Source organism: Streptomyces chisholmiae (assembly GCF_031845445.1).
Classification (GTDB): Bacteria; Actinomycetota; Actinomycetes; order Streptomycetales; family Streptomycetaceae; genus Streptomyces; species Streptomyces chisholmiae.
This window is the reverse complement of record NZ_JAVREO010000002.1, coordinates 499,097-523,505: the sequence shown is the minus strand read 5'-3', so window position 1 is coordinate 523,505 and position 24,409 is coordinate 499,097. Positions and strand designations below refer to the sequence as shown.

Annotated in this window: 19 protein-coding genes; 13 read left to right on the top strand and 6 right to left on the bottom strand. The window is 75.4% G+C overall.

All coding sequences use genetic code 11. The features are described 5' to 3' along the window. The first annotated feature begins 126 nt into the window (after window positions 1-126). From RM844_RS05170 to RM844_RS05155, 4 genes are all read left to right on the top strand, one after another. Entirely contained in the window at window positions 127-1,392 is a 1,266-nt protein-coding gene (locus RM844_RS05170; protein ID WP_311665210.1) for a glycosyltransferase family 4 protein, read from the top strand. Continuing rightward, window positions 1,389-2,219, top strand: a complete 831-nt coding sequence (locus RM844_RS05165; protein WP_311665208.1) for a transferase — start codon at window positions 1,389-1,391, stop codon at window positions 2,217-2,219. The genes RM844_RS05170 and RM844_RS05165 overlap by 4 nt, the downstream gene beginning before the upstream one ends. A 148-nt stretch (window positions 2,220-2,367) precedes the next feature. Further along, entirely contained in the window at window positions 2,368-4,356 is a 1,989-nt protein-coding gene (locus RM844_RS05160) for a hypothetical protein (protein WP_311665206.1), read from the top strand. 87 nt (window positions 4,357-4,443) lie between these two features. Continuing rightward, on the top strand, window positions 4,444-4,671 hold the full coding sequence (locus RM844_RS05155) for a hypothetical protein (RefSeq protein ID WP_311665204.1): 228 nt from the start codon (window positions 4,444-4,446) through the stop codon (window positions 4,669-4,671). Window positions 4,672-5,130: 459 nt separating this feature from the next. On the opposite strand, the gene RM844_RS05150 is transcribed toward RM844_RS05155, so the two are convergent. After that, the gene (locus tag RM844_RS05150; RefSeq protein WP_311665202.1) at window positions 5,131-6,831 is read right to left on the bottom strand and encodes a hypothetical protein; all 1,701 of its coding nucleotides are present in this window, start codon (window positions 6,829-6,831) and stop codon (window positions 5,131-5,133) included. Window positions 6,832-7,094: 263 nt separating this feature from the next. Between RM844_RS05150 and RM844_RS05145 the strand changes: the two genes are divergently transcribed. From RM844_RS05145 to RM844_RS05135, 3 genes are all read left to right on the top strand, one after another. Further along, entirely contained in the window at window positions 7,095-7,973 is an 879-nt protein-coding gene (locus RM844_RS05145; RefSeq protein ID WP_311665200.1) for an alpha/beta fold hydrolase, read from the top strand. A gap of 367 nt (window positions 7,974-8,340) precedes the next feature. Continuing rightward, on the top strand, window positions 8,341-9,642 hold the full coding sequence (gene hisS / locus RM844_RS05140) for a histidine--tRNA ligase (RefSeq protein ID WP_311665198.1): 1,302 nt from the start codon (window positions 8,341-8,343) through the stop codon (window positions 9,640-9,642). A 208-nt stretch (window positions 9,643-9,850) separates the two neighbouring features. Continuing rightward, complete coding sequence (locus tag RM844_RS05135; protein ID WP_311665196.1) at window positions 9,851-11,119, top strand: phosphoribosyltransferase family protein; 1,269 nt, start codon at window positions 9,851-9,853, stop codon at window positions 11,117-11,119. 96 nt (window positions 11,120-11,215) lie between these two features. Here RM844_RS05135 and polX read toward each other — a convergent pair whose 3' ends face one another. After that, window positions 11,216-12,952, bottom strand: a complete 1,737-nt coding sequence (gene polX, locus RM844_RS05130) for a DNA polymerase/3'-5' exonuclease PolX (RefSeq protein ID WP_311665195.1) — start codon at window positions 12,950-12,952, stop codon at window positions 11,216-11,218. A 194-nt stretch (window positions 12,953-13,146) separates the two neighbouring features. On the opposite strand from polX, the gene RM844_RS05125 reads away from it, so the two are divergent. Beyond that, window positions 13,147-14,340, top strand: coding sequence for a site-2 protease family protein (locus RM844_RS05125; protein WP_311665193.1), 1,194 nt, complete (start codon window positions 13,147-13,149; stop codon window positions 14,338-14,340). Window positions 14,341-14,404: 64 nt separating this feature from the next. Here RM844_RS05125 and RM844_RS05120 read toward each other — a convergent pair whose 3' ends face one another. Further along, complete coding sequence (locus RM844_RS05120; protein ID WP_311665190.1) at window positions 14,405-15,415, bottom strand: glycoside hydrolase family 5 protein; 1,011 nt, start codon at window positions 15,413-15,415, stop codon at window positions 14,405-14,407. A 417-nt stretch (window positions 15,416-15,832) separates the two neighbouring features. Beyond that, window positions 15,833-16,471: a TetR/AcrR family transcriptional regulator gene (locus RM844_RS05115; RefSeq protein WP_311665189.1), complete on the bottom strand. Its 639-nt coding sequence runs from the start codon at window positions 16,469-16,471 to the stop codon at window positions 15,833-15,835. Window positions 16,472-16,603: 132 nt separating this feature from the next. Between RM844_RS05115 and RM844_RS05110 the strand changes: the two genes are divergently transcribed. Further along, window positions 16,604-18,067, top strand: a complete 1,464-nt coding sequence (locus RM844_RS05110; RefSeq protein WP_311665187.1) for a DHA2 family efflux MFS transporter permease subunit — start codon at window positions 16,604-16,606, stop codon at window positions 18,065-18,067. 18 nt (window positions 18,068-18,085) lie between these two features. On the opposite strand, the gene RM844_RS05105 is transcribed toward RM844_RS05110, so the two are convergent. Further along, a complete protein-coding gene (locus tag RM844_RS05105) occupies window positions 18,086-19,078 on the bottom strand; it encodes a helix-turn-helix domain-containing protein (RefSeq protein ID WP_311665185.1) in 993 nt (330 codons plus the stop codon). Window positions 19,079-19,186: 108 nt separating this feature from the next. Between RM844_RS05105 and RM844_RS05100 the strand changes: the two genes are divergently transcribed. After that, window positions 19,187-20,233 carry a saccharopine dehydrogenase NADP-binding domain-containing protein gene (locus tag RM844_RS05100; protein WP_311665184.1) on the top strand — a complete coding sequence of 349 codons (1,047 nt, stop codon included), beginning with the start codon at window positions 19,187-19,189 and terminating at the stop codon, window positions 20,231-20,233. A 107-nt stretch (window positions 20,234-20,340) separates the two neighbouring features. On the opposite strand, the gene RM844_RS05095 is transcribed toward RM844_RS05100, so the two are convergent. Next, entirely contained in the window at window positions 20,341-20,700 is a 360-nt protein-coding gene (locus RM844_RS05095; protein ID WP_311665182.1) for a hypothetical protein, read from the bottom strand. Window positions 20,701-20,963: 263 nt separating this feature from the next. Here RM844_RS05095 and RM844_RS05090 point away from each other — a divergent pair, with 263 nt between their 5' ends. The 3 genes from RM844_RS05090 (at window position 20,964) to rox (ending at window position 24,383) form a co-directional block, all read left to right on the top strand. After that, window positions 20,964-21,902, top strand: coding sequence for an AurF N-oxygenase family protein (locus RM844_RS05090; RefSeq protein WP_311665180.1), 939 nt, complete (start codon window positions 20,964-20,966; stop codon window positions 21,900-21,902). A gap of 127 nt (window positions 21,903-22,029) precedes the next feature. Next, entirely contained in the window at window positions 22,030-22,758 is a 729-nt protein-coding gene (locus tag RM844_RS05085; protein WP_311665178.1) for a TetR/AcrR family transcriptional regulator, read from the top strand. A gap of 200 nt (window positions 22,759-22,958) precedes the next feature. After that, window positions 22,959-24,383: a rifampin monooxygenase gene (gene rox, locus RM844_RS05080; RefSeq protein WP_311665176.1), complete on the top strand. Its 1,425-nt coding sequence runs from the start codon at window positions 22,959-22,961 to the stop codon at window positions 24,381-24,383. Window positions 24,384-24,409: the final 26 nt, after the last annotated feature.

Below are 24,409 nucleotides of genomic sequence, written 5' to 3'. Positions count from 1 at the left end.
CCGGGGCGGTCGTTGTTGTCTTCGCTGGCGCGCACCCGCGGCGAGCCGTCCGCCGCGCCCGCGGGCCGTGACCAGCGTCACCCGGTCTCCGGCAACCGAGTCGCCTTCCCAGGAGGTCTTACCGGCATGAGGATCTCGTTCCTGCTGCACAACGCGTACGGGATCGGGGGCACGATCAGGACGACGTTCAACCTGGCCCAGGCCCTCGCCCCGCGCCATGACGTGGAGATCATCTCCATCCTCCGCCACCGCGAGGAGCCCAACTTCTCGCTGGACCCGCGGGTGCGGATGCGCGCCCTGGTGGACCTGCGCACCGAACGCGACGACCCTCGCCACAGACGTCCGCCCAAGATCTTCCCGGCCGCCGAGTACCGCTTCGACCAGTACAGCGCCCTCACCGACGAGCGGATCGCCAACTGCCTGGCCGGCCTGGAGTCCGACGTGGTGATCGGCACCCGGCCGGGGCTCAACGTGCACCTGGCGCTCCAGGGGCCGCGCCGCGCGGTGCTCGTCGGCCAGGAGCACCTGACGCTGGACAACCACCCGCCCGGGCTGCGGAACGAGCTGCGCCGGGTGTACCCGCGGCTGGACGCGCTGACCACCGTGACCCAGGCGGACGCGGACGCCTACCGGCGGAAGATGCGGCTGCCCGGGGTGCGGATCGAGGCGCTGCCCAACAGCGTGCCGCCGCCCGCCCTGCCGCCGGCCGACAGCTCGGCGAAGATCGTGGTGGCCGCCGGCCGGCTGGTCCGGGTCAAGCGGTACGACCTGCTGATCCGGTCCTTCGCCCGGGTCGCGGCCGAGCGGCCCGACTGGCAGCTGCGGATCTACGGCCGGGGCGAGGAGGGCGAGCGGCTGCGCGCTCTGATCAACGAACTGGGCCTGTACAACAACGTCTTCCTGATGGGGGCCGCGCGCGCCATGGAGGCCGAGTGGGTCAAGGCGTCGATCGGCGCCTCCACTTCGAGCTTCGAGCCGTTCGGCATGACCCTGGTGGAGGCGATGCGCTGCGGGCTGCCGGTGGTCAGCACCGACTGCCCCTACGGGCCCGGCGAGATCATCACCCCGGGCGAGGACGGCCGGCTGGTCCCGGTTGGCGACCAACAGGCGCTCAGCCAGGCGCTGTTGGACCTGATCCAGGACGACGAGCTGCGCCGCTCGATGAGCCGGGCGGCGCTGGCCAACTCGGCCCGCTACGACCCGGTGCCGATCATCGAGCAGGCCGAGGCGCTCTTCACCGAGCTGCACGCGGCCAAGGCCGCCGGCCGGGTCCGGCCGCCGCTGCGGGTCAGGCTGGGCGCCCGGGCGATCAGCCGGGGCCATCTGATCCGGGACGCCGCGTTCGCCGCCGCCGTCTCCACCATGCGCACCGTGCGAAGGGGTAACCGATGAGCCAGCGGACCAACGAGGAGGCGCCGCGGGTGGACTGCCGGGTCGACGCGGCCGGCCGGCTGGTCTTCGAGGTGGACCTGCCGGACGCGGTCGCGCCCCAGCTGCTGCTGCGGCTGCGGCCGAAGAAGGGCGAGGAGGAGACCACCGGACACGCCGTCGAGCTGCTCGCCGAACCGGAGGCACCCGGCCGCTGGCGGGCCGAGCTGGGCGACAACCCCCGCCTCACCGAGGGCCGTTGGGACGCCTACCTGCTGCCGGAGGCGGACCAGCCGCGGCGCCGGGTGCTGCCCGGGGTGCGGGACCTGCGGCTGCTCGCGCCGACCGCGCCGGTGGAGCCACTGCTCGACGGCGGGACGCTGCGGGTGCGGCTGCCGTACGCCACCAAGGACGGCTTCCTGGCGGTCCGGGCCTGGCAGCGCGCCGGTCACGCCGAGATCAGCAGGCTGGACCCGGCCGAGCACCAGCTGACGGTGCACGGGCGGCTGGTGGGGGCCGAGTTCGGCCCCGGCGCGGCGGCCCTGCTGCGCCGCCGGGGCAAGGGGGGCGTGGCCAGGGAGAGCGAGCTGACGGTGGGCGAGGACGGCGCCTTCCGGTTCACCGCCGACTACCGGGACCTGCCCACCGAGCCGGGCGCCTCCGCGGTGTGGAACGTCTTCGTCCGGCCGGCGACGGACGCCGCGCCGGTGCGGGTGAGTCGACTGCTGGACGACGTGGCGGACCGCAAAACGGTCTTCGTCTACCCCTCGTCGGTGGTGCGCGGCTTCACCTTCTGGCCGTACCACACGCTCGACAACGACCTGTCCGTGCAGGTCGATCCGGCCGACTGACACCCAGGGGGCCGGGAAGGCTGGCACCCTGGAGGCCCATCGTGGGGTCGGCCGGAAGAAGGCGAGAGAGATGAGTGGGGACGGGACCGGGGCCGGGACCGGGGCGGGACACAACAGCGTGTCCGGCTCGTCGGTTTCGGGACCGTTAGTGCAGTTCGGGCACGCGGGGACGGTCAACTTCGCGGCGCCGACGCCGCCTTCGCCCGTCCCCCGGCTGCTGCCCATCCGGCCCCCGCAGTTCGTCAACCGGGCCGGGCAACTCGAAGCGCTGGACGTCGAGTTGTCCCGGTGGGAGCACGGCGACCGGGACCTGTGCCTGCTGACCGTCTCCGGGGACGGCGGCATCGGCAAGTCGGCGCTGCTGCACGAGTGGGGCCACCGCCGGCAGGAGCACTTCCCCGGCGGCACGCTCTACGTCGACCTGGTGGGGTGGCGGCGGGCCGGCGGCGGCGTCGATCTGGGCACGATCGCGGCCGGCTTCGCCCGGGAGCTGGGCGCGGACCCGGCCGCGATCGGCGCCTCCCCGGCCGAGCGGACCGCCGCCTACCGGTCGGCCACCGCCGGGCGGCGGCTGCTGTTGGTGATCGACCACGCGGAGCAGGCCGCCGAGGTGCGGGCGCTGCTGCCGCGCCACGGCATGGTGCTGGTCACCAGCCGCCGCCCGCTGCGCCAGCTGCGGATGGACGGGGCGCGCCCGCTGCCGCTCGACCCGCTGGACGCGGCGGCCGGGCGGGCGCTGATCCGCTCCTGGCTGGACGAGAGCGAGGTCGGCGACGCCGCCCTCACCGAGCTGGTGCGGCTCTGCGAGGGCCGCCCGGTGCGGCTGCGGGCCGTCGGCGAGCAGCTGCTCGACGAGACCGGGGCCAGCGTGCACCGGGTGGTCGCCGAGCTGGCCACCGCCCGGAGCCAGCACCGGCCGGCCGCCGAGGCGGCGTGGGAGGCGGTGTACCGCGCGCTGCCCGGCTCGCGGCGTCAACTGCTGGCGCGGCTCTGTGGGTTGCCGGGCACGACGTTCCCCGGCGAGTTGGCCCTGGCGCTCGGCGTCGCGGACGCGCCGGCCGGCCTGGCGGCGCTGCGGGCCGCCGGCCTGGTGCAGCAGACCGCCCCCGGGCACTACGCGGTGCCCGGCGAGGTGGCCGAGCACGCCGACCGGCTGGTCGCCGAGGTGCCGGCGGCCGACCGGGAGGCGGCGCTGCGGGCGGCCGTCGGGTTCGCCGTGGCGGCCTGCGAGCGGGTGGACCGGGCGGTGCTGGGCGAGCGGCTGCGGCTGGCCGGGCGCGGGGCCACCGCCGCGCCCGCCGCCCCGGCCGTCCTGCCGGCACTGGACTCGCCGGCCGCGGCACTGGACTGGCTGGAGCGCGAACTGGGCACGGTGCTCGCGCTGTTGGACGCGGCCCGGGCACACGGCTGGCACGAGGCCGTCTGGCGCGGCTGCCAGGCGCTGTGGGCGTTCTTCCACAGCCGCAAGCCGTACACCGACTGGATCGCCTCCCACCTGGCCGGCATCGAGGCGGCCGGCTGGGACGAGCGGCCCGACGCCGAGCTGCGGATGCGCAACCAACTGGCCCGGGCCTACCTGGAGCTGGGGGACCACGCGGCGGCTGACGCGGCGCTGGAGCCGGCCGTGGCGCTGCTGCCCGTGGTGGCACAGCCGCAGCTGCGCGGGGTGATCCACGAGACCAGGGCGCTGGTCGCCCGGGACACCGGCCGGTTCACCGAGGCCGTCGAGCAGTTCACCGCGGCCAGGGCGGCGAACGCCGGCGACGACCGGGGTGTCGCCCTCCAGGGCTACCAACTCGCCGACACGCTCCGCCGGTTCGGCCGGCCGGCGGAGGCGCTCGCCGAGCTGGACGCCGCCGCCGCGCTGGTCCCCGGCGCGGAGCACGCCGCGCTGCACGCCAGGATCGGCCTGGTGCGCGGCCTGGCGCTACGTGATCTGGGGCACCAGACCGCGTCCTGCGCGGTGCTGGAGGAGGCGGCCACGCTGGCGGAGCGCCTGGGCCTGTGGTCGAAGGCCGAGGCGGCGCTGGCCGCCCTGGTGGCCCAGGCCGAGGGCCGGGACCGGGCGACGGCCGCCCGGCTCGCCGAGCGGCTGGCGGCCGTCCGACGCCGCACCGGCGCGCCGCGCGAGCCCTGACGGGTCCCTGACGTTCGGGGCCGGCCCGCCCCTCCCGGCGCGGTGGCGGCGCGGCCTATGCTGAACCCGGACCATTGCGCGTGCAACGTGCCGAGGGGTGAGGGGATCAGCGTGGGCGTCATCATGGGAGTGGTCAGCGCGGGGTTCCTCCTCGCCGCCGTCATCGGACCACGCCGGCTCTGGTGGTGGCTGAAGGCCTGGTCCTACCGGAACCCGGAGCAGAACGAACCGTCCGAGGCGGCCTTCGCCGTACAGCGGGCCGCCTATGTGGGGTTTGCGATCGTGTCCTTCATGATCGCCGTCAACACGGCGTGACGCCGGCCACGCTCGGCTCAGCGCCGGAACCGCCCTGCCGCCGGCGGTGGGGCGAGCCGGCACGGTCAGCTCAGCGCCGGGACCGCCGGCGCGGCAGGGCGGACCCGCGCCCGGCGCAGACCGTGCGCTGCCGCCCGCCCAGCCGGACCCCGGCCGAACTCGACCACCGCCACGTGGCGCACCGGACGGCTCGCGCCGTCCTCGCCGTCCGCCTGCCGCCCGGTGATCAGGCCCGTGACCACTCCACCGCGCGCCGGGCCCCGGCCGGCGGCGGCGGCCGGTCGGGGACGGCGGCACGCCACGGCCCGGCGGTGCCGCGCGGCGCCTGCGCCGCCCACGGCGGGGTGTGCGACGGTTCTCCCCCGCCCCGATGGCGCCCCGGCGCCGCCGGCCACCGATCACGGCCTCGCCCGCAAGCCGGCGGGCCACCCGGCGGCGTTCCCCGGCCGGCGGTCCGGCTCAGTCCGCCGCCGTGGCCGGCGACCGGCCGTGGAAGTGCACCAGGGTGCGGGCCCAGCCGGCCTCGATCGGCAGCCCGTCCGGCCAGTCCTGCGGCAACCTGCCCTCCGTCAGGCTGAGTTGCACGGCCGCCCCCAGCACCAGCGGGTCGAGTCCGGGCGCCGGCATCCCCCAGGCGCGGGCCGCCGTGGCCTGGAGCAGGGTGCCGTTCCGCAGCCGCAGCAGGTGTCGGTCGTCGCCCAGCGCCGCCACCGCGACCGACAGCCACGGCTGGTCGGCGAACCGCCGCTCCAGCCAGCGCTCCGGCGGCAGTTCGCCGCGCGGCTGGCGGCGGACCGCCACCTCGGCGGTCTGCGCCACCGCCGTGCCGGCGCCCTCCTCGGCGGTGACCGCGAGGAAGCCGCGCGCGCCCGGCCGCGTCGGGTCCAGCGGGTAGCGGGCCAGCCGGATCGCGCCGTTCGCCAGGCCGCCGACCACGTCGAAGGCGGTCGGCCCGTGGCCGGTCACCGGCGTGGGGTCCGGGTAGCGGTCCGGGCGCGGCGCCTCGCTCGGCGGGCGGGCCCGCTCGCCGAGCAGCTCGTGGAAGAGCTCCTGGAGCAGCTCCGCCGACTGGTCGGGCACGCCCAGCGCCTGCTCGGTGACCGCGCCGAGCCGCTCCGGCCGGTGGTCCCGTTCGGCGGCCCGGAGTTGGGCCAGCAGGTCACCGTCCGGGTCCAGCCGGGGCGCGCCGGCGCCGAAGGCGTGCATCGGGGAACGCGGGTCCAACTCGGCCTCCCCGCTGGCCGCCAGCAGCGTGGCCCGGGCCAGGCCGGCGCCGTAGAACGAGACCGAGCCGGTGTCGCCGACGACCAGGTCGGCCGCGATCAGCCCGGCCTGCCAGCCCCGTTCGGGGGTGACCAGCCGCAACCCGGCGTCCTGGCCGGCGCGGAGCCGGCGCTGTACCCCGAACACGGTGTCCTCGGACCAGATGTTGGGGTGCAGCACCACCGCCACCACGTACTCGTCCACCGGCAGCGCGCGCACCAGCCGCAACGGCAGCTCCGGATGCCGGCGGAACAACGAGTGCGGTCCCCAGGTGGAGTTGAGCAGCACCAGCCGGCGGCCGCCGACCGCGCCGAACAGCTCGCGGAAGTGGTCGCGCCAGCCGATGTTGGCGCGCATCCGGTCGAAGCAGGGGTCCCCCACCACCCGGGCGCGCGGCAGCGCGGGCGGGCAGCTGACGGCCAGCCGGGCCAGCTGCTCCCGGTGCGAGAGGCCGATCACGTCGGGCACCACCCGGCCCCGGTGCAGCAGTTCGCGCGGCGAGAGGCCGGCCGCCGAGGTGGCGTCCCCGGTGGAGCGGCGGGTCAGCCGGTTGTAGCCGGCGCCGTGCGGCAGCACCACCAGCGGCCGGCTCAGCCGCCGCATCGAGCTGTTGATCGCGCACGCCACCACCAGGTCGAACCGGCGCCGGGTGGCCTCCCGCCAGGACAGCACCGTGCCGCGCTGCCGGGCGAGGTACTCGGCGAGCCCGCCGTCGAAGGTGGAGCCCGGGTTGACCGTGAAGAAGACGCTGACCCCGTCCTCGGCGCGGAGCAGCGGCAGCACGTCCAGCAGCCGGGTGGCCGACGTCAGGTTGCGCACCACCCCGAGCACCTCGATGGGCCGGTCGCGCCGGCCCGGGTCGGGCGGGCGGCGCGGGGCGCTGCGGAAGAGGGGCACGTGCGGGCTCCGGGGGCGAGGGACCGGTCGGCGAACCGGGTGGACCGAGGTCGAGGGTAGCCAACGGGCGCGCCGAAAGCCGTCGTTCACGGGAGTGTTGACCGGGCGTCACCTGCCGGCCCGGTCGGCCCGGCCGCGCGGGCGCCGTGCCCCGACCGTTTCGCCGGCCGTTCGCCGTCCCGTCCTCCGGCCGTCCGCGAAAGTCGGCTGCCGGGGCCGCGGGGGGCGGCTACCGTGGGAGCGAGGGCGGGAGGGGTATCGGGATGGATCTGGTCGCCGGGTCGGGCATGGTGGTCGTCGAGGGCCGCCGGGTGCCGGTGCTGGACTCGGGCGGCGCGCCGGGGCTGCCGGTGCTGGTCGCCCTGCACGGCACCTTCGGCCGGGGCGCGGTCTTCGAGCGGCTGGCCCGGGACCTGGCCGGGCTGGTCCGGCTGGTCGCCCCCGACCAGCGCGGCCACGGCTGGAGCGAGCCGGTCTCCGACGGCTACGGCCGGGCGGCGTTCGTCGCGGACGCGGCGGCCCTGGTGCGAGCCCTGGACGCCGGCCCCGTGGTGCTACTCGGACACTCGCTCGGCGGCATCACCGCCTACCAACTGGCCGCTCGGCAGCCCGAGTTGGTCTCCGCGCTGATCGTCGAGGACGTGGGCCCCGTGATGCGGAGCCCCGAGGTGGCGCACCCGACGCTCGACGTCCGGGGCTGGCCGCGCTCCGCGCCCACCCGCGCCGAGCTGGGCGACCTGATCAGGGCCAGGGGCGTGCCGGACGCCGGCTACTTCCTGCGCAGCGCGGTGCCGGCCGAGGACGGCTGGCGCCTCCTCTTCGACTGGGACGTGATGATGGCCGTCCAGGCGGGCGGGGTGGGCGACTGGTCGGCGGACTGGCGCGGCTCGCGCTGCCCGGCGCTGCTGCTGCGCGGCACCGAGTCGACGCTGCTGCCCGCCGCCCTGGCCAACCGGATGGTGGCCGAGCGCCCCGGCACCACCCGGGTGGACTTCCCGGGCGCCGGCCACTGGGTGCACGACGACGCGCCCACCGAGCTGGCGGCGGCGGTCACCGAGTTCCTGCGCGCCCTGGGCCTGGCCGCCGAGCGGCCGCACGAGGACACGATGAACGACGGGAACGGGGAGGCGGCGGGCGGCTGAGCGCCGGCGGGCGCGTTGCCCCGGCGCCCGCCTTGTCACCGGAAACACGAGGAATGCCGGTGGCCGGAACCGGACGCCCCATAATGCCGACGAATTAGCACCCGGAGTGGTTTCCGCGCATTCCGTTCCCGCCGCCGCCTATCCGCTTTCCGGCGGCGCGCGATTCCGCCCGCCCATTTCCTCGAACAATCGATTCGGGCATTACCCGGGTCACCCCGCCGGCCGGCCGCCGGTGGCGCCGTCCACGGGCCGAGACGGGCCCAGCGGCCGGCCCGCCGCCGTTCCGGTCCGCGCACCGAGCGACTTCATGGCCGGCACCGCCGTCTGCTACCGTGCACTTCTACTCTTACCCTGGAAGGATCGCGTGGTGACGGAACTGCTCGCGACTACCCCGTATCGCGGTACCCGAGATCTCCTGCCGGAGCAGATGTCCGTGCGGCAGCAGTTCTTCCATCCGCTCTTCGAGGTGATCGAGAGTTATGGATTCGGCCGCTATGACGGTCCCATTCTGGAGCCGGTCGAGATCTACGAGGCGAAGTCCGGTGAGGAGATCGCCAACCAGCAGCTGTACTCGCTGACCGACCGCGGCGGCCGGCGGCTGGCGCTGCGTCCCGAGATGACGCCCTCGGTCGCCCGGATGATCGCGCGCAACCTCGGCAGCCTGCACCTCCCGGCCCGCTGGTACAGCCACGTGATCTGCCACCGCTACGAGCGCCCGCAGCGCGGGCGGCTGCGCGAGCACTGGCAGATCAACGTGGACATCTTCGGCTCGGACGGCGTCAACTGCGAGATCGAGCTGTTCGAGCTGATCCACGACATGATGCGGTCGCTGGGCGCCACCGAGGAGATGTGGGCGCTGCGGGTCGGCGACCGGGTGCTGCTGGAGAGCATCCTGCGGGACATCGTCAAGGTGCCCGAGGACCGGCGGCGTGAGGTGTCGTCGCTGGTCGACCGGTGGGCGAAGTACCCGCGGGAGAAGCTGGCCGAGGACGCCGAGAAGCTGTCGCTGACCAGCTCCCAGTTCGACCTGCTGGAGGAGACGCTGGCCAGCGGCGCCGAGGTGCTCACCGCGGTGCCGGCCGAGGTGGCGGAGCGCTCCCAGGTGGTGAAGCTGCTCAAGAGCGAGGCCGGGGAGCTGGTCACCTTCGACCCGTTCATCGTGCGGGGCCTGCAGTACTACACCGGCACGGTCTTCGAGGTCTTCGACGAGCACCCGGAGAACCGCAGGTCGCTCTTCGGCGGCGGTCGGTACGCGGACCTCGCCGGGCTCTTCACCAAGCAGCGCATTCCGGGCATCGGCTTCGGCATGGGCGACGTGACCCTCCAGGACTTCCTCGAGGTGCACGGGCTGCTGCCGACCGCCCGTCCGCAGGCGGACGCCGTGGTGATCCCGCTGGGCGAGGACCTGCTGGCGCCGACCCGCCGGATGGCGCGGCTGCTGCGGCAGGCCGGCGTGCGCACCAGCACCCCGCTGGAGCCGCGCAAGCTCAGCAAGGAGCTGGCCCAGGCCGACCAGGCGGGGGCCAGGGTCGCCGTGGTGGTCGCCGAGGACGAGTGGCGGCGGGACGCGGTGCTGGTCAAGGACCTGGCGACCCGGGAGCAGCACGAGGTGCCGGTCGCCGAGCTGGCGGAGCGGGTGGCCGCCGTACTCGCCTCCACCGCCCCCTGACCGACCCACCCGCAAGCCGGAACTCAGCCCGAACTCCCCGTCATCGGCGGGGAGTTCGGCGTTTCCCCGGGCCCGCCGCCCGGGCGGCCGTCCGGGCGCCCCTCGCCCGGGCGCACGCGCCCGGCGCGCGGTGTGGGCGGGTGCGGGGTTCGATGGGACGGGCGGTCCCGCACCGGGGGCCGGTCCGATCCGAGGAGGTGGCCGGAGGATGCACTTCGCTGATCGGCGGGAAGCCGGGCGGCGGCTGGCCCGGGAGCTGGCCCCGCTGCGCGGCGAGAACCTGGTGGTGCTCGGGCTGCCCAGGGGCGGCGTCCCGGTGGCCGCCGAGGTGGCCACCGCGCTGGGCGCGCCGCTGGACGTGGCGGTGGTCCGCAAGCTGGGGCTGCCCGCCCAGCCCGAGCTGGCGATGGGCGCCATCGCCGAGGACGACGCCCGGGTGCTCAACGACGAGGTGGTGGCCGGCGGCGGCGTCGACGACGAGCGGCTGGCCGAGGTCGAGTCCACCCAGCGCGCCGAGCTGGACCGCCGGGCCGCCGCCTACCGGGGCGAGCGGCCCAGGATCTCGGTGCGCGGCCGGACGGTCGTGGTGGTGGACGACGGGATCGCCACCGGCGCCACCGCCCGCGCCGCCTGCCGCTCGGTCCGGGCCAGGGGCGCGGCGCGGGTGGTGCTGGCGGTGCCGGTCGCGCCGGCCGACTGGGCACGGCGGATCGGCGACGCCGCGGACGAGCTGGTCTGCCCCGAGGTGGCGGACGACTTCCTCGCGGTGGGCCAGTTCTACCGGGACTTCGCGCAGACCACCGACGAGGAGGTGGTGGAGCTGCTGCGCCGGGGCGGCACCCGGGGGGTGACCATCCCGGCCGGCGGGGTGTCGCTGCCCGGCGAGCTGACGCTGCCCGCCGAGGCGCGAGGGGTGGTGGTCTTCGCGCACGGCTCCGGCAGCGGCCGGCACAGCCCGCGCAACGTCTTCGTGGCCGAGGCGCTCGCCCAGGCCGGCCTGGGCACGCTCCTTTTCGACCTGCTCACCGAGGAGGAGGCCGCCGACCAGGCGAACGCGTTCGACATCGGGCTGCTCGCCGGGCGGCTGGCGCACGCGACCGACTGGGTGCGGGACCACGGCGCGCCGCACGACGGGTTGCGGGTCGGCTACTTCGGGGCCAGCACGGGCGCGGCGGCGGCGCTGTGGGCCGCGGCCGACCCGGCGTCCCCGGTGGGCGCGGTGGTCTCCCGGGGCGGGCGGCCCGACCTGGCGGACCGGCGGCTGGCCGAGGTGCGCTGCCCGACCCTGCTGGTGGTGGGCGGCAACGACGAGCGGGTGCTGGAGCTGAACCGGGAGGCCGAGCAGTCGCTGTTCTGCCCGCACCGGCTGGCGGTGGTGCCCGGCGCCAGCCACCTGTTCACCGAACCCGGCACCCTCTCCGAGGTGACGGCGCTGGCCAGGGACTGGTTCCTGGAACACCTCGGCCGGGCCCCCTGAGCGGCATTCGAGCGGCCGGGCCGGGCGCCGGCCGGACTCCCCCGGCCGCCGGGCCGGCTGCTCCCGGCCGCCGGCCGGACTTCCCCGACCGCCGGCTCAACTCCCGCGGCCGCCACCCGGTTTGCGCAGGAAGCGGCGCAGCCGGGTCAGCGTCCAGGTGTTGATCACCTCGTCCGGGGAGAGCCAGCCGCGCTGCGCCTGCGCCACCCCGAACCGCAGGTGGGCCAGGTGGGCGGGGGCGTGCGCGTCGGAGTCGATGGCGAACCGCACGCCGTGCGCGCGGGCGCGCAGGATGTGCTCGTCGTTGAGGTCCAGCCGATTGGGATGGCTGTTGATCTCCAGCGCCGTCCCGGTGCGGGCGCAGGCGGCGAAGACGGCGTCCAGGTCGACGTCGATCCCGGTGCGCCGGCCGAACTTCCGGGTGGTGGGGTGGCCGATGATGTTGACGTGCGGGTTCTCGCAGGCCCTGACGAGCCGCCGGGTCTGCGCCGCGCGGTCCAGCTCGAAGTGGGAGTGCACGGACGCCACCCGGATCTCGAACTCCGCCAGCACCTCGGCCGGCCAGTCCACCTCCCCCGCCGGGTCGATGTTCAGCTCGGTGCCGTGCAGCAGCTTCAACCGGCCGTGCCGACCCGCGAGTTCGCGGAGCTGCTCGCGCTGGGCGCGGGCCTTCTCCAGGGTCATCCGCTGCATCCGCAGCTCGGGCGCGTGGTCGGTCACCGCGAAGTAGTGGTAGCCGCGCCGGGCGGCCTCGGCCACCATCTCGGTCAACGGGGCGACCCCGTCGGTGAGATCGGTGTGGCTGTGCAGGTCACCCCGGATGTCCCGCTCGGTGACCAGCTCGGGCAGCTCGTCCCGCTGCGCGGCGGCCACCTCGCCACGGTCCTCGCGCAGGGTCGGCGGGATCCACGGCAGGCCGAGCCGCCGGTACACCTGCTCCTCGCCGCGGGCCGCGCGCTTGCGCCCGGTCCTCGCGTCGAAGAGCCCGTACTCGGAGAGCTTGAGCTTCTTGCGGAGCGCGATCTCCCGGAGCCGGATGTTGTGGGCCTTGGAGCCGGTGAAGTAGATCATGCCGGCCCCCCAGGAGTCCTCGCCGAGCACCCTGAGGTCCAGTTGCAGGCCGTCCACGGTGCGCACCGTGGTCTTCGTCCGGCCGCGCAGCACCACCTCGTCCACCAGCGGCAGGGCGCGGAACGCGGCCATCACCGGCTCCGGGTCGTCGGCCGCCGCCAGGATGTCGATGTCGCCTATGGTCTCCTTCATCCGGCGCACCGAGCCGGCGTAGGCGCAGCGCCGGCAGCCGGCCACCTCGGCGAGCCTGGCCACCGTCTCCTCGGCCACGTCGAGCGCCGCGTCCAGCGCGATCCGCCCGCTGGACTGCCGCAGCACGGCGATCCCGTGCTCGATGTTCTCCCGCGCCTTGGGGCCGAAGCCCTTCAGCTCGGCCAGCCGGTCGTCGCGCAGCGCGGCGGAGAGGTCGTCCACCGAGGAGACACCCAGCTCGCGGTAGAGCGTCATCGCCTTCTTCGGGCCCAGCGTGGGCACGTCCAGCAGCGCCCGGACGCCCGGCGGGACGGCCGCCCGGCGCTCCTCGACGGCCGCGACCCGGCCGGTGCGCAGGTACTCCTCGACCTTGTCGGCGATCGACGAGCCGACCCCCGGGATCTCCCGCAGCCGCTTGGCGTCCAGGGTGGCCACATCGGTCGGGTGCCCGCCGATGGCGCGGGCCGCGCGCTCATAGGCGCGTTGCTTGAACGCGCCCTTGCCGGTGATCGCGATGAGGTCGGCGTACTCCCGCAGCAGCGCCTCGACCTCGGCGTTGGGCCGGGCCATGCCCCCAGTCTAGGAAGCCGGCCGGCATCCGGCACGGCGAGCGGTCCCGGGCCGGATGCCGGCGACGCGGGTTCGAGCGCCGGCCGCGGCGGCGCGCGTTCGAGCCGCCCGTCCCTGGGTACTCGCCGCGCCGACGTGGACTCCCCCGCCCCGAGCCGGCGCGGGGCGAGCCGACCGCGCGGCTATCGAGGCAGGTGAGCGAGGTGCGGGCGACCTTCACGCTGGGGCGGATCGCGGGAGTCAGGGTCGGGGTGCACTGGAGCGTCGTCGTGATCTTCGCGGTGATCGCTCTCGGCCTGGGCGTGGAACGGCTGCCCAACGCCTACCCGGACCGGAGCGCGGTCAGCTACACGCTGCTGGCGCTGCTGGCCGGGGTGCTCTTCCTCGCCTCGCTGCTGGCGCACGAGCTGGCGCACGCCGTGGTGGCGCGGAAGTCCGGGGTGCCGGTGCGGGACATCGTGCTGTGGCTGCTGGGCGGCGCCACCAGGACCAGGACGGAGGCACCCGACCCGGAGGCCGAGTTCCGGATCGCCGGCGCGGGCCCGGCCACCAGCCTGGCGCTGGGCGTCGTCTGCACCGCCGTCACCTGGCTGTTGGTGGCGTTGGACGCGGGCCCGGTGGTCGAGGTGGTGGCCTGGCTCGCGGTGATCAACTTCCTGCTGGCGCTCTTCAACGCCTTCCCGGCCGCCCCACTGGACGGCGGCCGGCTGCTGCGGGCGGCGCTCTGGCGCCGCTCCGGCGACCGGCCCCGGGCCACCGCCCAGTCCAGCGTGGCCGGCCAGGTCTTCGGCTGGGTGCTGGTGGCCGCCGGCCTGGTGGTGTTCCTGTGGAGCGGCGCCTTCGGCGCGCTCTGGCTGGCCCTGGTGGGCTGGTTCGTCGCCGGGGCCGCCTCGCTTGAGGGGCAACAGGCCCGCGTCCGGCAGCTGTTGGCCGGCGTGCCGGTGACCGAGACGATGACGCCCCGGCCGGCGACGGTGCCCGCCGACGCGACCGTCGGCGGCCTGCTCTCGGAGACCTCCCCCGGCTACGACCACCCGGCGCTGCCCGTGGTCTCATCCAGCGGCGCCCCGATCGGGCTGGTGACCAGGGAGCGGCTGCGCCAGGTCCCGGTGGAGAAGCACCGGGCGCTGACCGTCGCCGAGATCATGGTGCCGCTGGAGCGGGTCCGCACCACCACCCCCGACCAGGACCTCGCCGAGCTGCTGCCCCGGCTCGAACCGGGACCGGAACAGCGGGTGTTGGTGGTGGAGGGCGCGGAGGAGCCGGGGCCGGCCGGCGGCGGCCGGGCGGCGCCCACCCGACTGCTGGGCATCGTCTCGCCGTCGGACGTCAACCGCACCATCCGCCGGCTGTCGGAGCACCCGCGCCACCAGCCGGCCGGTCACTGAGCGACCGGCCGGCCGGGGGGTGGGGGGCGGCGGGTGGCCGGGCCGCCCACCACCACGGGGGCGGTCAGTTGTAGATGGTGGCTTCCTCGGCGGTCTCGGCGACCCCGTCCGGGCCGTTGAAGAACCGCTCGCCCCACTCGGTCAGCTGGTTCGGGTCGAAGTTGACCGACAGGTCCAGGTAGCCGACCTCGCTGCTGTTGCCGCTCCAGGACCAGCCCAGGTAGCCCAGGTCCAGCTCCTCGGCGGTGGCCATGATGGCGTCCTCGTCCGGGTCGCCGTCCGAGTGGTTGTGGCCGAACTCGCCAACCAGGATGGGCAGTCCGGCGTCCACGAAGTGGTTCAGGTAGTCCTGCACGGCGGTGGCGTTGTTGTACACGCCGTACATGTGGATGGAGAAGATGGTGTTCCCGGTCGGGTCCGAGTCGTAGACCGACTGGGCGCCCGCCCGCATGGTGCCGGTCCAGTCCTGGCCCCAGTTGGGCGCGTCCACCATGATGGTGTGCTCGAAGCCGGCGTTCCGCAGCTTGCCGATCGCGGCCTGGGTGTCGGCGGCCCACGCCTCGTAACCGGTGTTGCCGAACGGCTCGTTGCCGATGTTGACGATGATGTGGTCCTCTTCGCCGCGCAGCTGGTCGAGCACGCTCACCCAGTAGTCGGCGGCGGCGTCCAGCGAGACGGCGGCGCCCGCCTCGGGGTACCCGGTGGTGTCGTGCACCTCCAGCACGCAGATCAGCCGGTTGGCCTTGCACTCCGCGACGATCTCGGCCACCTGGTCGGGCGTGGTCTGCGCCCACTGGTGCCCGCTGCTGAGCACCACCCGGACGGTGTTGGCGCCCAGCGCCTTGATGTCCGCGAGCGAGCCGAGTTGGTCGAGGTACCAGGCGTGGGCGTGGTTGGCGCCCCGCATCACGAAGTCGTTGCCGGTGCTCTCCACCAGCCGGCCGTTCTCGATGTGCAGGCCGACGGCCCGCGTCCCCGGCTCGTCGGCGGTGGCCGGCTGCACCGCGAGGGCCACGCCCAGCGCCCCGGCGACACCGGCGGCGACGACGGTTCCGATTCGTTTCGTGCTCTTCATGGCCGTCTCCTCGAAGGGTCCGTCCCGTGGACCCGTTGGGGGGTGGGGGATTGACGAACGCGTGCGAGAACCAGCGCGGTGCGGACCCGCGTTGGAGCGCTCCCATGGAATCGCCCACCCATCAGGCCATCGTGTCGGCGCCATGTCAAGGAGATGGACAGAGCCGGCGGGATTGCCGGGCCGGGGAATGCCGCGAAGGCTCCACTAACGGGGCAACTCCGGCGCGACTTAACCGGATAACTCGCGACTCTACGTGTTGTCTCGGATACCAATCGCGACCGTGGCGCAGCGCGGCCCACCATCCGGCGCGGGCGCCGACAGGGGTGCGCGGCCCGCGCGCCCGGGGTGCGCCGACCCACCGGAGACCCAAACCTGTGAGAGCGCTCCCATCCGCCGGGCGCCCCGCCGGGCGGAGCCTCAGCCGCCGGTAGACGCCGGGCCGTAGGCGCGGAGGAAGGTGGCGGTGGCCGCGGCGGCCACCTCGCGGTACTCCGCGTCCGCCACCTCCCGGGTACCCATCCGGGAGCGTGCCTCCATGGGGCCGACCAGCAGCGCCATCAACTGCTCGGCCGCCAGGGCCGGTTCGGTGGCGGTCAGCCGGCCGGCGAGGGTGAGCCGGCCCAGCGGGTCCGCCAGCGCGCGCACCACCCGGTGCGGCCCGTAGGCGCTGACCAGCTCCAGCGCCTCGGGGAAGCGGGTCACCTCGGCGTACAGCAGCCGGCGCAGCGCGCAGGAGGTGGCGTCCCCGTGCACCCGCAGCAGCCGGTGACCGACCAGCCCCAGCGTGCCGGGCAGGTCGTCACCCGGCTCGTAGAGCGGCTCGATGGCGGCGATCCGCTCGTCGAGCTTGGCCCGGGCGGTGGCCTCCAGGGCACTGCGGAAGAGCGTCGCCTTGTCGGTGAGGTGGTTGTAGACGGTCGGCTTGGCCACCCCGGCCTCGGCGGCGATGTCCTGGACGCCGGCCGCCGCGTACCCCTTGCGGGCGAAGACGGCGAACGCGCCCGCCAGGATCGCCGCCCGCTTGTCGATCCGCCCCCGCGCCTGGGTCCCTGCCATGGGCCGATTGTACGGGCGGGCCCCGCCGAGACCCGGGGCACGGGGCAGCCGCCTGGCCCCGCACACCGAACTCCCCTGGCGACCCGCCGACTTCGCTTGCGTATGAACTAGTCAGAACATTAACTTGAACCCATGAGTTCAATATCTCGGGACCGGTTGGGTGCTCCCCTGCTGCGACTGATCGGCGTGCTGCTGCTCGGCGGGCTGCTGGGCATCCTGAACAGCACCATGGCCGCGGTCGCCACCCCGACGCTGGCCGCCTCGCTGAACGCCTCGCTGAGCACCGTGGGTTGGGCCTCCACCGGCTTCCTGCTCGCGGTGACCGCGACCATCCCGTTCGCCACCTGGGCCGTCGACCGCTTCGGCGGGAAACGGCTGTGGCTGACCGGACTCGGCGTCTTCGTGCTGGGCTCGCTCGCCTCCGGGCTGGCCTGGAACGCGGGCTCGCTGATCGTCTTCCGCCTCGTCCAGGGCGTCGGCGCCGGCCTGTTGGACCCGCTGCTGCTGGTGCTGCTGGCCCGGGCCGCCGGCCCGGCCCGGGCGGGGCGGGTGATGGGGCTGATGGGCGTGGTGCTCGCGCTGGGCCCGGCGGCCGGGCCGATCGCCGGCGGCGCGGTGGTGGAGGCGCTCTCCTGGCGCTGGATGTTCCTGCTCAGCGTGCCACTCGGGCTGGTCGCGCTGCTGCTGGCCCGGCGGACGCTGCCGGCCGACCAGCCGCCGGCGGAACGGCCGGGCGGCGGCCGCCTCGACGTGCTGGGGCTGGCGCTGCTGGCCCCCGGGTTCGCCGGGCTGGTGCTGGCGCTCTCCCAGACGGCGGAACGTGGCTCGGTCGGGGCCTGGTCGGCGCTGCTGCCGCTGCTGCTCGGCCTGGCCCTGCTGGCCGGCTACGGGCTGCACGCCGGCCGGGCGCGGGTGCCGCACCCGCTGATCGACCTGCGACTCTTCGCCAACCGCGGCTTCACCGCCGCGGTGACCATCATGGGGCTGAGCGGTGTGATCAACTTCGCCGCCTTCTTCGCCCTGCCGCTCTACTACCAACAGGTCCACGGCCACGGGGTGTTGGCGGCCGGGCTGCTGATGGCCCCGATGGGGCTCGGCGGCTCGCTGGCGATGCCGCTGGCCGGCCGGCTCTCCGACCGGTTCGGCTCCCGGGGCCTGGCCGCCGCCGGGACGGCGCTCGCCCTGGCCTGCACCCTGGGCTTCACCCGGGTCGACGCGGACACGGGTGAACTCCTCCCGGCGCTGGGCGCGTTGTTCCTGGGCGTCGGGCTGGGCTTCCTCAGCGCGCCGACCATGGGCTCGCTGTACCGGGCGCTGCCGGCCGAGCGGGTGGCACAGGGCAGTTCGGTGCTCTACATGCTCAACCAGGTGGGCGCCGCCCTCGGGGTCGCGCTGGTCACGCTGGTCGTGCAGACCTCGGGGGCGGTGACCGAGGGGCTGCACCGCGCGTTCTGGCTGGCCGCCGGGGTGCTGGCGGTGGTGCTGCTGACGGTGCCACTGCTGCCCGGCCCGCCCCCGCGCACCGGGCCGGACGGCGCCGTCGAGCCGGCCGAGCCAGCGGCGTCGGGCGGGGCGCGGCGGTCGGGACGAGCCTGACCGTGGTGGGAGCGGGCCCTACCGCCGGGGCCGCGCCGCGGCCGGGTCGGCTGGTCCGGCCGGCTCGGCCGGCGGCCGGGCGCGGAAGGTGCGGCGGTAGGCGTCCGGCGGCACGCCGACCACCCGGTTGAAGTGCCGGCGCAGCGTGGTGGCGGAGCCCATCCCGGCGGCCGCCGCCACCGCCTCCACGCCCCGCTCGGTGGACTCCAGCAACTCCTGGGCGCGCCTGACCCGTTGGATCAGCAGCCAGCGCAACGGGGTGGTCCCGGTGACCGCCTGGAAGTGGCGGCCCAACTGGCGGGTGCTCAGCCCCGCCTGGCGGGCCAGGTCCGTCACGGTCAGCGGCTGGTCCAGCCGCGCCAGCGCCCACGGCAGCAGCGCGCCGAGCGGGTGCTGGCCCGGCGCCGGCACCGGCGTCGCGACGAACTGCGCCTGGCCGCCCTCCCGGTGCGGTGGCACGACCAGCCGGCGGGCGACCGTGTTGGCGACCGAGGTGCCGTGGTCGAGCCGGACCAGGTGCAGGCACAGGTCGAGCGCGGCGGCCTTGCCGGCGGAGGTGAGCACGGTGCCCTGGTCCACGTAGAGCACGTCGGGGTCCACCGTCACCCGGGGATGGCGGGCGGCCAGCACCTCCGTGTGCGCCCAGTGGGTGGTGGCCCGGCGGCCGTCCAGCAGGCCGGCGGCGGCCAGCACGAACGCGCCGGTGCACAGCGAGGCGACCCGGGCGCCCGCCGCGTGCGCCGCGCGGACCGCGTCCACCAGCTCGGCGGGCGGCGGCACGTCGACATCGACCCAGCCGGGGACGATCACCGTGTCGGCGCGCGGCAGGTGGTCGAGGCCGTGGTCCGGCTCCAGCCGGAACCGGCCGAGCCGCACGGCGCCCGGGCCGCAGACCAACAGCCGGTAGCCGGGCCCGGCCACGCCGGCCAGGGGGGAGCCGAACACCTCGTGGGCGAGGGAGAGTTCGAAGGGCAGCATGCCGTCGGTGACGGCCAGCGCGACAGTGCTCACGTCCGAAACTGTACGGGCCATGGCGTTCCGGACACTCGTCCGCCGGCCGGCCGCCGGCCAGGATGGTCCACGAACGCACACCGAGTGGACAGAGCACGGGAGTTACCGATGGCGGCGGGACAGAAAGTAGCGGTGTACGGGGCCTCTGGGCACACCGGACGCTTCGTGGTGGCCGAGCTGCGGGAGCGGGGCCTCGTCCCGCTGCTCCTCGGCCGGGACGCCGCGCGGCTGGCGGCCCTGGTGCCGGCGGCCGGTCCCGGGGCGGCGGCCCGTGCGGCGTCGGTGACCGACCCGGCCGCGCTGGACCGGGCGCTGGCCGGCGCGGCCGCCGTGGTCAACTGCGCCGGCCCGTTCGCCACCACGGCCGGCCCGCTGATCGAGGCGGCGCTGCGTGCCGGCATCCCCTACCTGGACGTGGCCGCCGAGATCGAGGCCAACCTGGACACCTTCACGCACTTCGCGGAGCGGGCCGCGGCCGCCGGCACGGTGGTGCTGCCGGCGATGGCCTTCTACGGCGGGCTCGGCGACCTGTTGACCACCGCGGCGATGGGCGAGGACTGGCCGGCCGCCGACGAGTCGGTCATCGCCTACGGGCTGAGCGGCTGGCACCCCACCGCCGGGACCCGCGCCGCCGGCGTGGTGTCCAGGGAGCGGCGCGCCGGCCGGGGCGTGCGCTTCACGGCGGGGCGGCTGACCTACCACCGGGACGGGCCGACCACCCTGGAGTGGCCGTTCCCCGAGCCGCTGGGCACCCAGACCGTGGTCGCGGAGTTCACCATGGCCGACGTGGTGACCATCCCCAGCCACCTGGCCGTTCCCGAGGTGCGCACCCACATGTCACTGGCGGCGGCCAAGGACCTGTCCGCGCCGGAGACCCCGGCGCCGACGGCGACCGACCCACGGGGCAGGTCGGCGCAGACCTTCCTGGTGGAGGCCGTGGTGCGGCGCGGTGGCGAGGAGCGGCGCGCGGCGGCGGCCGGCCGGGACATCTACGCGGTGACCGCGCCACTGGTGGTGGAGGCGGTGGCCCGGGTCCTCGACGGCCGGACCAGGACGGTCGGGGTGGCCGCCGCCGGCGCGCTCTTCGACGCGGCGGACTTCCTGCGCGCCCTCGCCCCGCACCTCACCGTGACGCTGCCCGCGGCCGTCGGCTGACCCGCGCGGGGGCGTGTGCGGCGGGGCGCGTGACCGGGGCGCCGAGCCGGGGGCGTGCGGCGGCCGGGTCGGGTGGCCGGGTCTGGTGGCCGGATTGGCCCGGCGGCTCAGCCGGCCCGGTCGCGGCGGTAGGCGAGGAACTGGGCCTCCGCGAAGCCCGCCACGATCACCGCGCCGACCAGCAGGAACGCCACCCCGGCACCGGTCAGGTCCCCGACGCCGGCCAGCGCCAGGACCACCATGGCCACCCGACAGCCGGCGTTGGTCCCCACCACGGTCAGGGCAAGGGGCGGCCGGTGGCGCGGCGGCGGGCGACGGCCAGCAGCACGCCGGCGCCGACCAGCATGGGCCACCGCGAAGAGCGGCCCGACCCCCACCGGCAGGCCCAGCGGATCGCTGAGGAAGGGGGCGCCCACCAGCATCAGCACCCCGAAGAGCCCGGTGCTCGCGGCATCGAAGCGCAGCACGGCGTGCAGTGGGTGCGTCGCGGGGCGCTGGCACGCACGGCGCTGGTCACGGTCATTCCGGCCTCCCTGGTCCGACGGCCCAACCACCCGCTGCCGGGGGGCCGTTCCTCCCCGACGGTGTCACCGGGGCCGGCCCGGCCCAATGACCTCCCAGGCCATGGCGGCCCCGGCCGGCGACGCGGCCGCCCAGGGGCCGCCCAGGGCCGTAGAAAACCGTCGTCCACGGGATTGACGGGCTTGCTGACAGCTAGTCTCATAAAACCATGGCTCTCTCCGGTGACCTGGCCGACGTCACGACGCTGCGGGACGCGCTCGGTGCGCTCAAGGACCGTGAGCAGGTCGCCGAGCGACTGCTCGCGGCGTCGGCGCGGCACTCCTTCGACCCCGACCGTGACCTGGACTGGGAGGCCCCCTGGGTCGACGGCCTCTGGTACTGGCCGCCAGAACTGGTCTCCCTCTACGACACCCCGCTCTGGTACCGGATGAGCGAGGAGCAGCGGATCGCGCTCTCCCGCCACGAGGCGGCGGCGCTCGCCTCGTTGGGCATCTGGTTCGAGCTGATCCTGATGCAGCTGCTCGTCCGGCACATCTACGACAAGCCCGCGACCAGCGCCCACGTCCGCTACGCGCTGACCGAGATCGCCGACGAGTGCCGGCACTCGATGATGTTCGCCCGGGTGATCACCCACGGCGACACCCCGAACTACCCGCCGGTCCGCGCGCACCACAACGTGGCCCGGGTCTTCAAGACCTTCTCCACCACGCCGGGTTCGTTCGTCGCGACCCTGCTGGGCGAGGAGGTGCTGGACTGGATGCAGCGGATGACCTTCCCCGACGAGCGGGTCCAGCCGTTGATCCGCGGCGTCACCCGCATCCACGTGGTGGAGGAGGCACGCCACGTCCGGTACGCCCGTGAGGAGTTGCGCCGGCAGATGCTGATCGCGCCGCGCTGGGAACGGGAGTTGACCCGGGTGGCCAGCGGCGAGTTCGCCCGGATCTTCTCGGTCGCCTTCGTCAACCCCGAGGTGTACACGAACGTGGGCCTCGACCGGCGGGAGGCCGTCGCCCAGGCGCGGGCGAGCGCCCACCGGCGTGAGGTGATGCGGGAGGGCGCGCGGCGACTGACCGAGTTCCTCGACGACATCGGGGTGATGCGCGGGGTGGCGCGCCGCATGTGGCGCAGCTCCGGCCTGCTGGCCTGACCCGAAGGGCCGCCCGGTCGCCTCGGCCGGTCCCAACGGGCTTGCTCCGGCGCGCCGTTGGCCAGAACGGTCGGCGCGGGACCGCCCGCACCCCACCGGCGGCCGGCCGGCGGCTACCCTGCTTGTCATGAGCGGCCCCCCAGCACCCCGCGTGCCGGCCTACCGTCGGCTGAGCGTGGACGAGCGGCGTGCCCAACTGATAGCGACGGCCCAGGGGCTGTTCGCGCACCGCGTGCCGGAGGAGGTCTCGCTGGACGACGTGGCGCGCCGGGCCGGGGTCTCCCGCCCGCTGGTCTACCGCTACTTCCCCGGCGGGAAGCAGCAGTTGTACGAGGCGGCGCTGCAACACGCCGCCGAGGAGCTGGCCGCCTGCTTCGACGTGCCGGCCGGCGGCCCGCTCAGCGAGCGGCTGGGCCGCGGGCTGGACCGCTACCTGGCCTTCGTCCGCGAGCACGGCGAGGGGTTCTCCGCGCTGCTGCGCGGCGGCAGCGTGGTCGGCACCGCCCGCACCACGGCGATCGTGGACGGCGTGCGCCGGGCGGCGGCGGACCGGGTGCTGAGCCACATGGCGGTGCGCCGCCCCGGCCCCTGGCTACGCACCGCGGTGCGCACCTGGATCAGCGCGGTCGAGGCGATGTCGCTGATCTCCCTGGACGAGGGCGAGTTGGGCCTGGACGAGCTGCGCGACTACCTGATCGACCTGTTCGTCGGCCAGTTGGTGATCACGGCGGCGCACGACCGGCAGACCGCCCGGGTGGTGCGCGCCGCGGCGGCCCTGGAGCCGCCGGACGGGCCGGTCTCGGCGCTGCTGGACCGCGCCCTGCGCACCCTGGCCCCCGAGCCGACCGGCCCCTGACCGGCGGGCCGGCGGGCGCCGGGCCTCGGCGGCGCCGCGGTCCAGGAAACACGAAAGGCAAGGAGCGCACGCTCCCTGCCACTCTCAAGGTATAGCGCACGGGGGACCTTGCGGCAAGACCCCCCCGTTGGCCCAGAATCAGCGGCCCCGGTCCGGCCCCGCACCTGGTGGCCGGCCGTACACCACACCTGGGGGCTGAGTTGATCGACGTGATCGTGGCCGGCGGCGGACCCACCGGCATGATGTTGGCGAGCGAGCTACGGCTACAGGGCGTGCGGGTGCTGGTGCTGGAGCAGGCGGCGACACCGACCCGGCAGGTCCGGTCGCTGGGACTGCATGTGCGCAGCATCGAGCTGCTGGACCAACGGGGCGTTCTGGACCGGTTCCTGGCGCTCGGCACCAGATACCCCACCGGCGGCTTCTTCGCCGGGCTCGCCAAGCCGACGCCCACCGGTCTTGACACCGCGCACGGGTACGTCCTCGGCATCCCGCAGACCAGCACCGACCGGCTGCTCGCCGAGTGGGCCACCGAGTCGGGCGCCGAGGTGCGGCGCGGGTGCGCGCTGGTCGGACTGGCCCAGGACGCGGACGGGGTGACCGCCGAACTGTCCGACGGAACCCGGGCGCGCGCCCGCTACCTGGTCGGCTGCGACGGCGGCCGGAGCACCGTCCGCCGGCTGCTCGGCGTCGGCTTCCCGGGAGAGCCCAGCCGGGTCGAGACGCTGCTGGGCGAGATGGAGGTGGCCGTCCCGGCCGAGACGGTGGCCGCCGTGGTCGCCGAGGTGCGCGAGAGCCAGGTGCGGTTCGGGCTCGGGCCGGTCGGGGACGGCGGGTACCGGGTCGTGGTGCCGGCGGCCGGGCTGGCCGCCGACCGCGCCGTCCCGCCCACCCTCGACGAGGTGCGGGAGCGGCTGCGGGCGGTGGCCGGCACCGACTTCGGCGTCCACTCCCCGCGCTGGCTGTCCCGCTTCGGCGACGCCACCCGGCTCGCCGAGCGGTACCGGGTCGGCCGGGTGCTGCTGGCCGGCGACGCGGCGCACATCCACCCGCCGGCCGGCGGCCAGGGCCTCAACCTCGGCCTCCAGGACGCGTTCAACCTCGGCTGGAAGCTGGCCGCCGCGGTACGCGGCTGGGCCCCCGATGGCCTGCTGGACAGCTACCACGCGGAGCGGCACCCGGTGGCCGCCGACGTGCTGGACAACACCCGCGCCCAGATGGAGCTGATGTCCACCGAGCCGGGCGCGCGGGCGGTGCGCCGGCTGGTCTCCGAGCTGGCGGACTTCGAGGAGGTCAACCGCTACCTGACCGAGAAGATCACCGCCATCGGCGTCCGCTACGACTTCGGCCCGGGCCACCGGCTGCTCGGCCGGCGGCTGCGGGACGTGCGGCTGGGCCGGGGCCGGCTCTACGAGCTGACCCGCGGCGGGCGCGGGCTGCTGCTCGACCAGACCGGCCGGCTGTCGGTGACGGGCTGGGCCGACCGGGTCGACCGGGTCGTGGACACCAGCGACGAGTTGGACGTGCCGGCGGTCCTGCTGCGCCCGGACGGGCATGTGGCCTGGGTCGGCGAGGAACAGCGTGGGCTGGTCGACGCGCTGCCCACCTGGTTCGGCGCCGCCGCCTGAGCGCCGGCCCGAGCGCCACCGGCGGC

Bases quoted from the DNA above. Each gene is read 5' to 3' on its own strand.
- RM844_RS05120 (WP_311665190.1), bottom strand. From the start codon at position 15,415: ATGAAGAGCACGAAACGAATCGGAACCGTCGTCGCCGCCGGTGTCGCC.
- RM844_RS05100 (WP_311665184.1), top strand. From the start codon at position 19,187: ATGGCGGCGGGACAGAAAGTAGCGGTGTACGGGGCCTCTGGGCACACC.
- RM844_RS05110 (WP_311665187.1), top strand. From the start codon at position 16,604: ATGAGTTCAATATCTCGGGACCGGTTGGGTGCTCCCCTGCTGCGACTG.
- RM844_RS05170 (WP_311665210.1), top strand. From the start codon at position 127: ATGAGGATCTCGTTCCTGCTGCACAACGCGTACGGGATCGGGGGCACG.
- RM844_RS05085 (WP_311665178.1), top strand. From the start codon at position 22,030: ATGAGCGGCCCCCCAGCACCCCGCGTGCCGGCCTACCGTCGGCTGAGC.
- RM844_RS05115 (WP_311665189.1), bottom strand. From the start codon at position 16,471: ATGGCAGGGACCCAGGCGCGGGGGCGGATCGACAAGCGGGCGGCGATC.
- RM844_RS05090 (WP_311665180.1), top strand. From the start codon at position 20,964: ATGGCTCTCTCCGGTGACCTGGCCGACGTCACGACGCTGCGGGACGCG.
- RM844_RS05145 (WP_311665200.1), top strand. From the start codon at position 7,095: ATGGATCTGGTCGCCGGGTCGGGCATGGTGGTCGTCGAGGGCCGCCGG.
- polX (WP_311665195.1), bottom strand. From the start codon at position 12,952: ATGGCCCGGCCCAACGCCGAGGTCGAGGCGCTGCTGCGGGAGTACGCC.
- RM844_RS05135 (WP_311665196.1), top strand. From the start codon at position 9,851: ATGCACTTCGCTGATCGGCGGGAAGCCGGGCGGCGGCTGGCCCGGGAG.
- RM844_RS05165 (WP_311665208.1), top strand. From the start codon at position 1,389: ATGAGCCAGCGGACCAACGAGGAGGCGCCGCGGGTGGACTGCCGGGTC.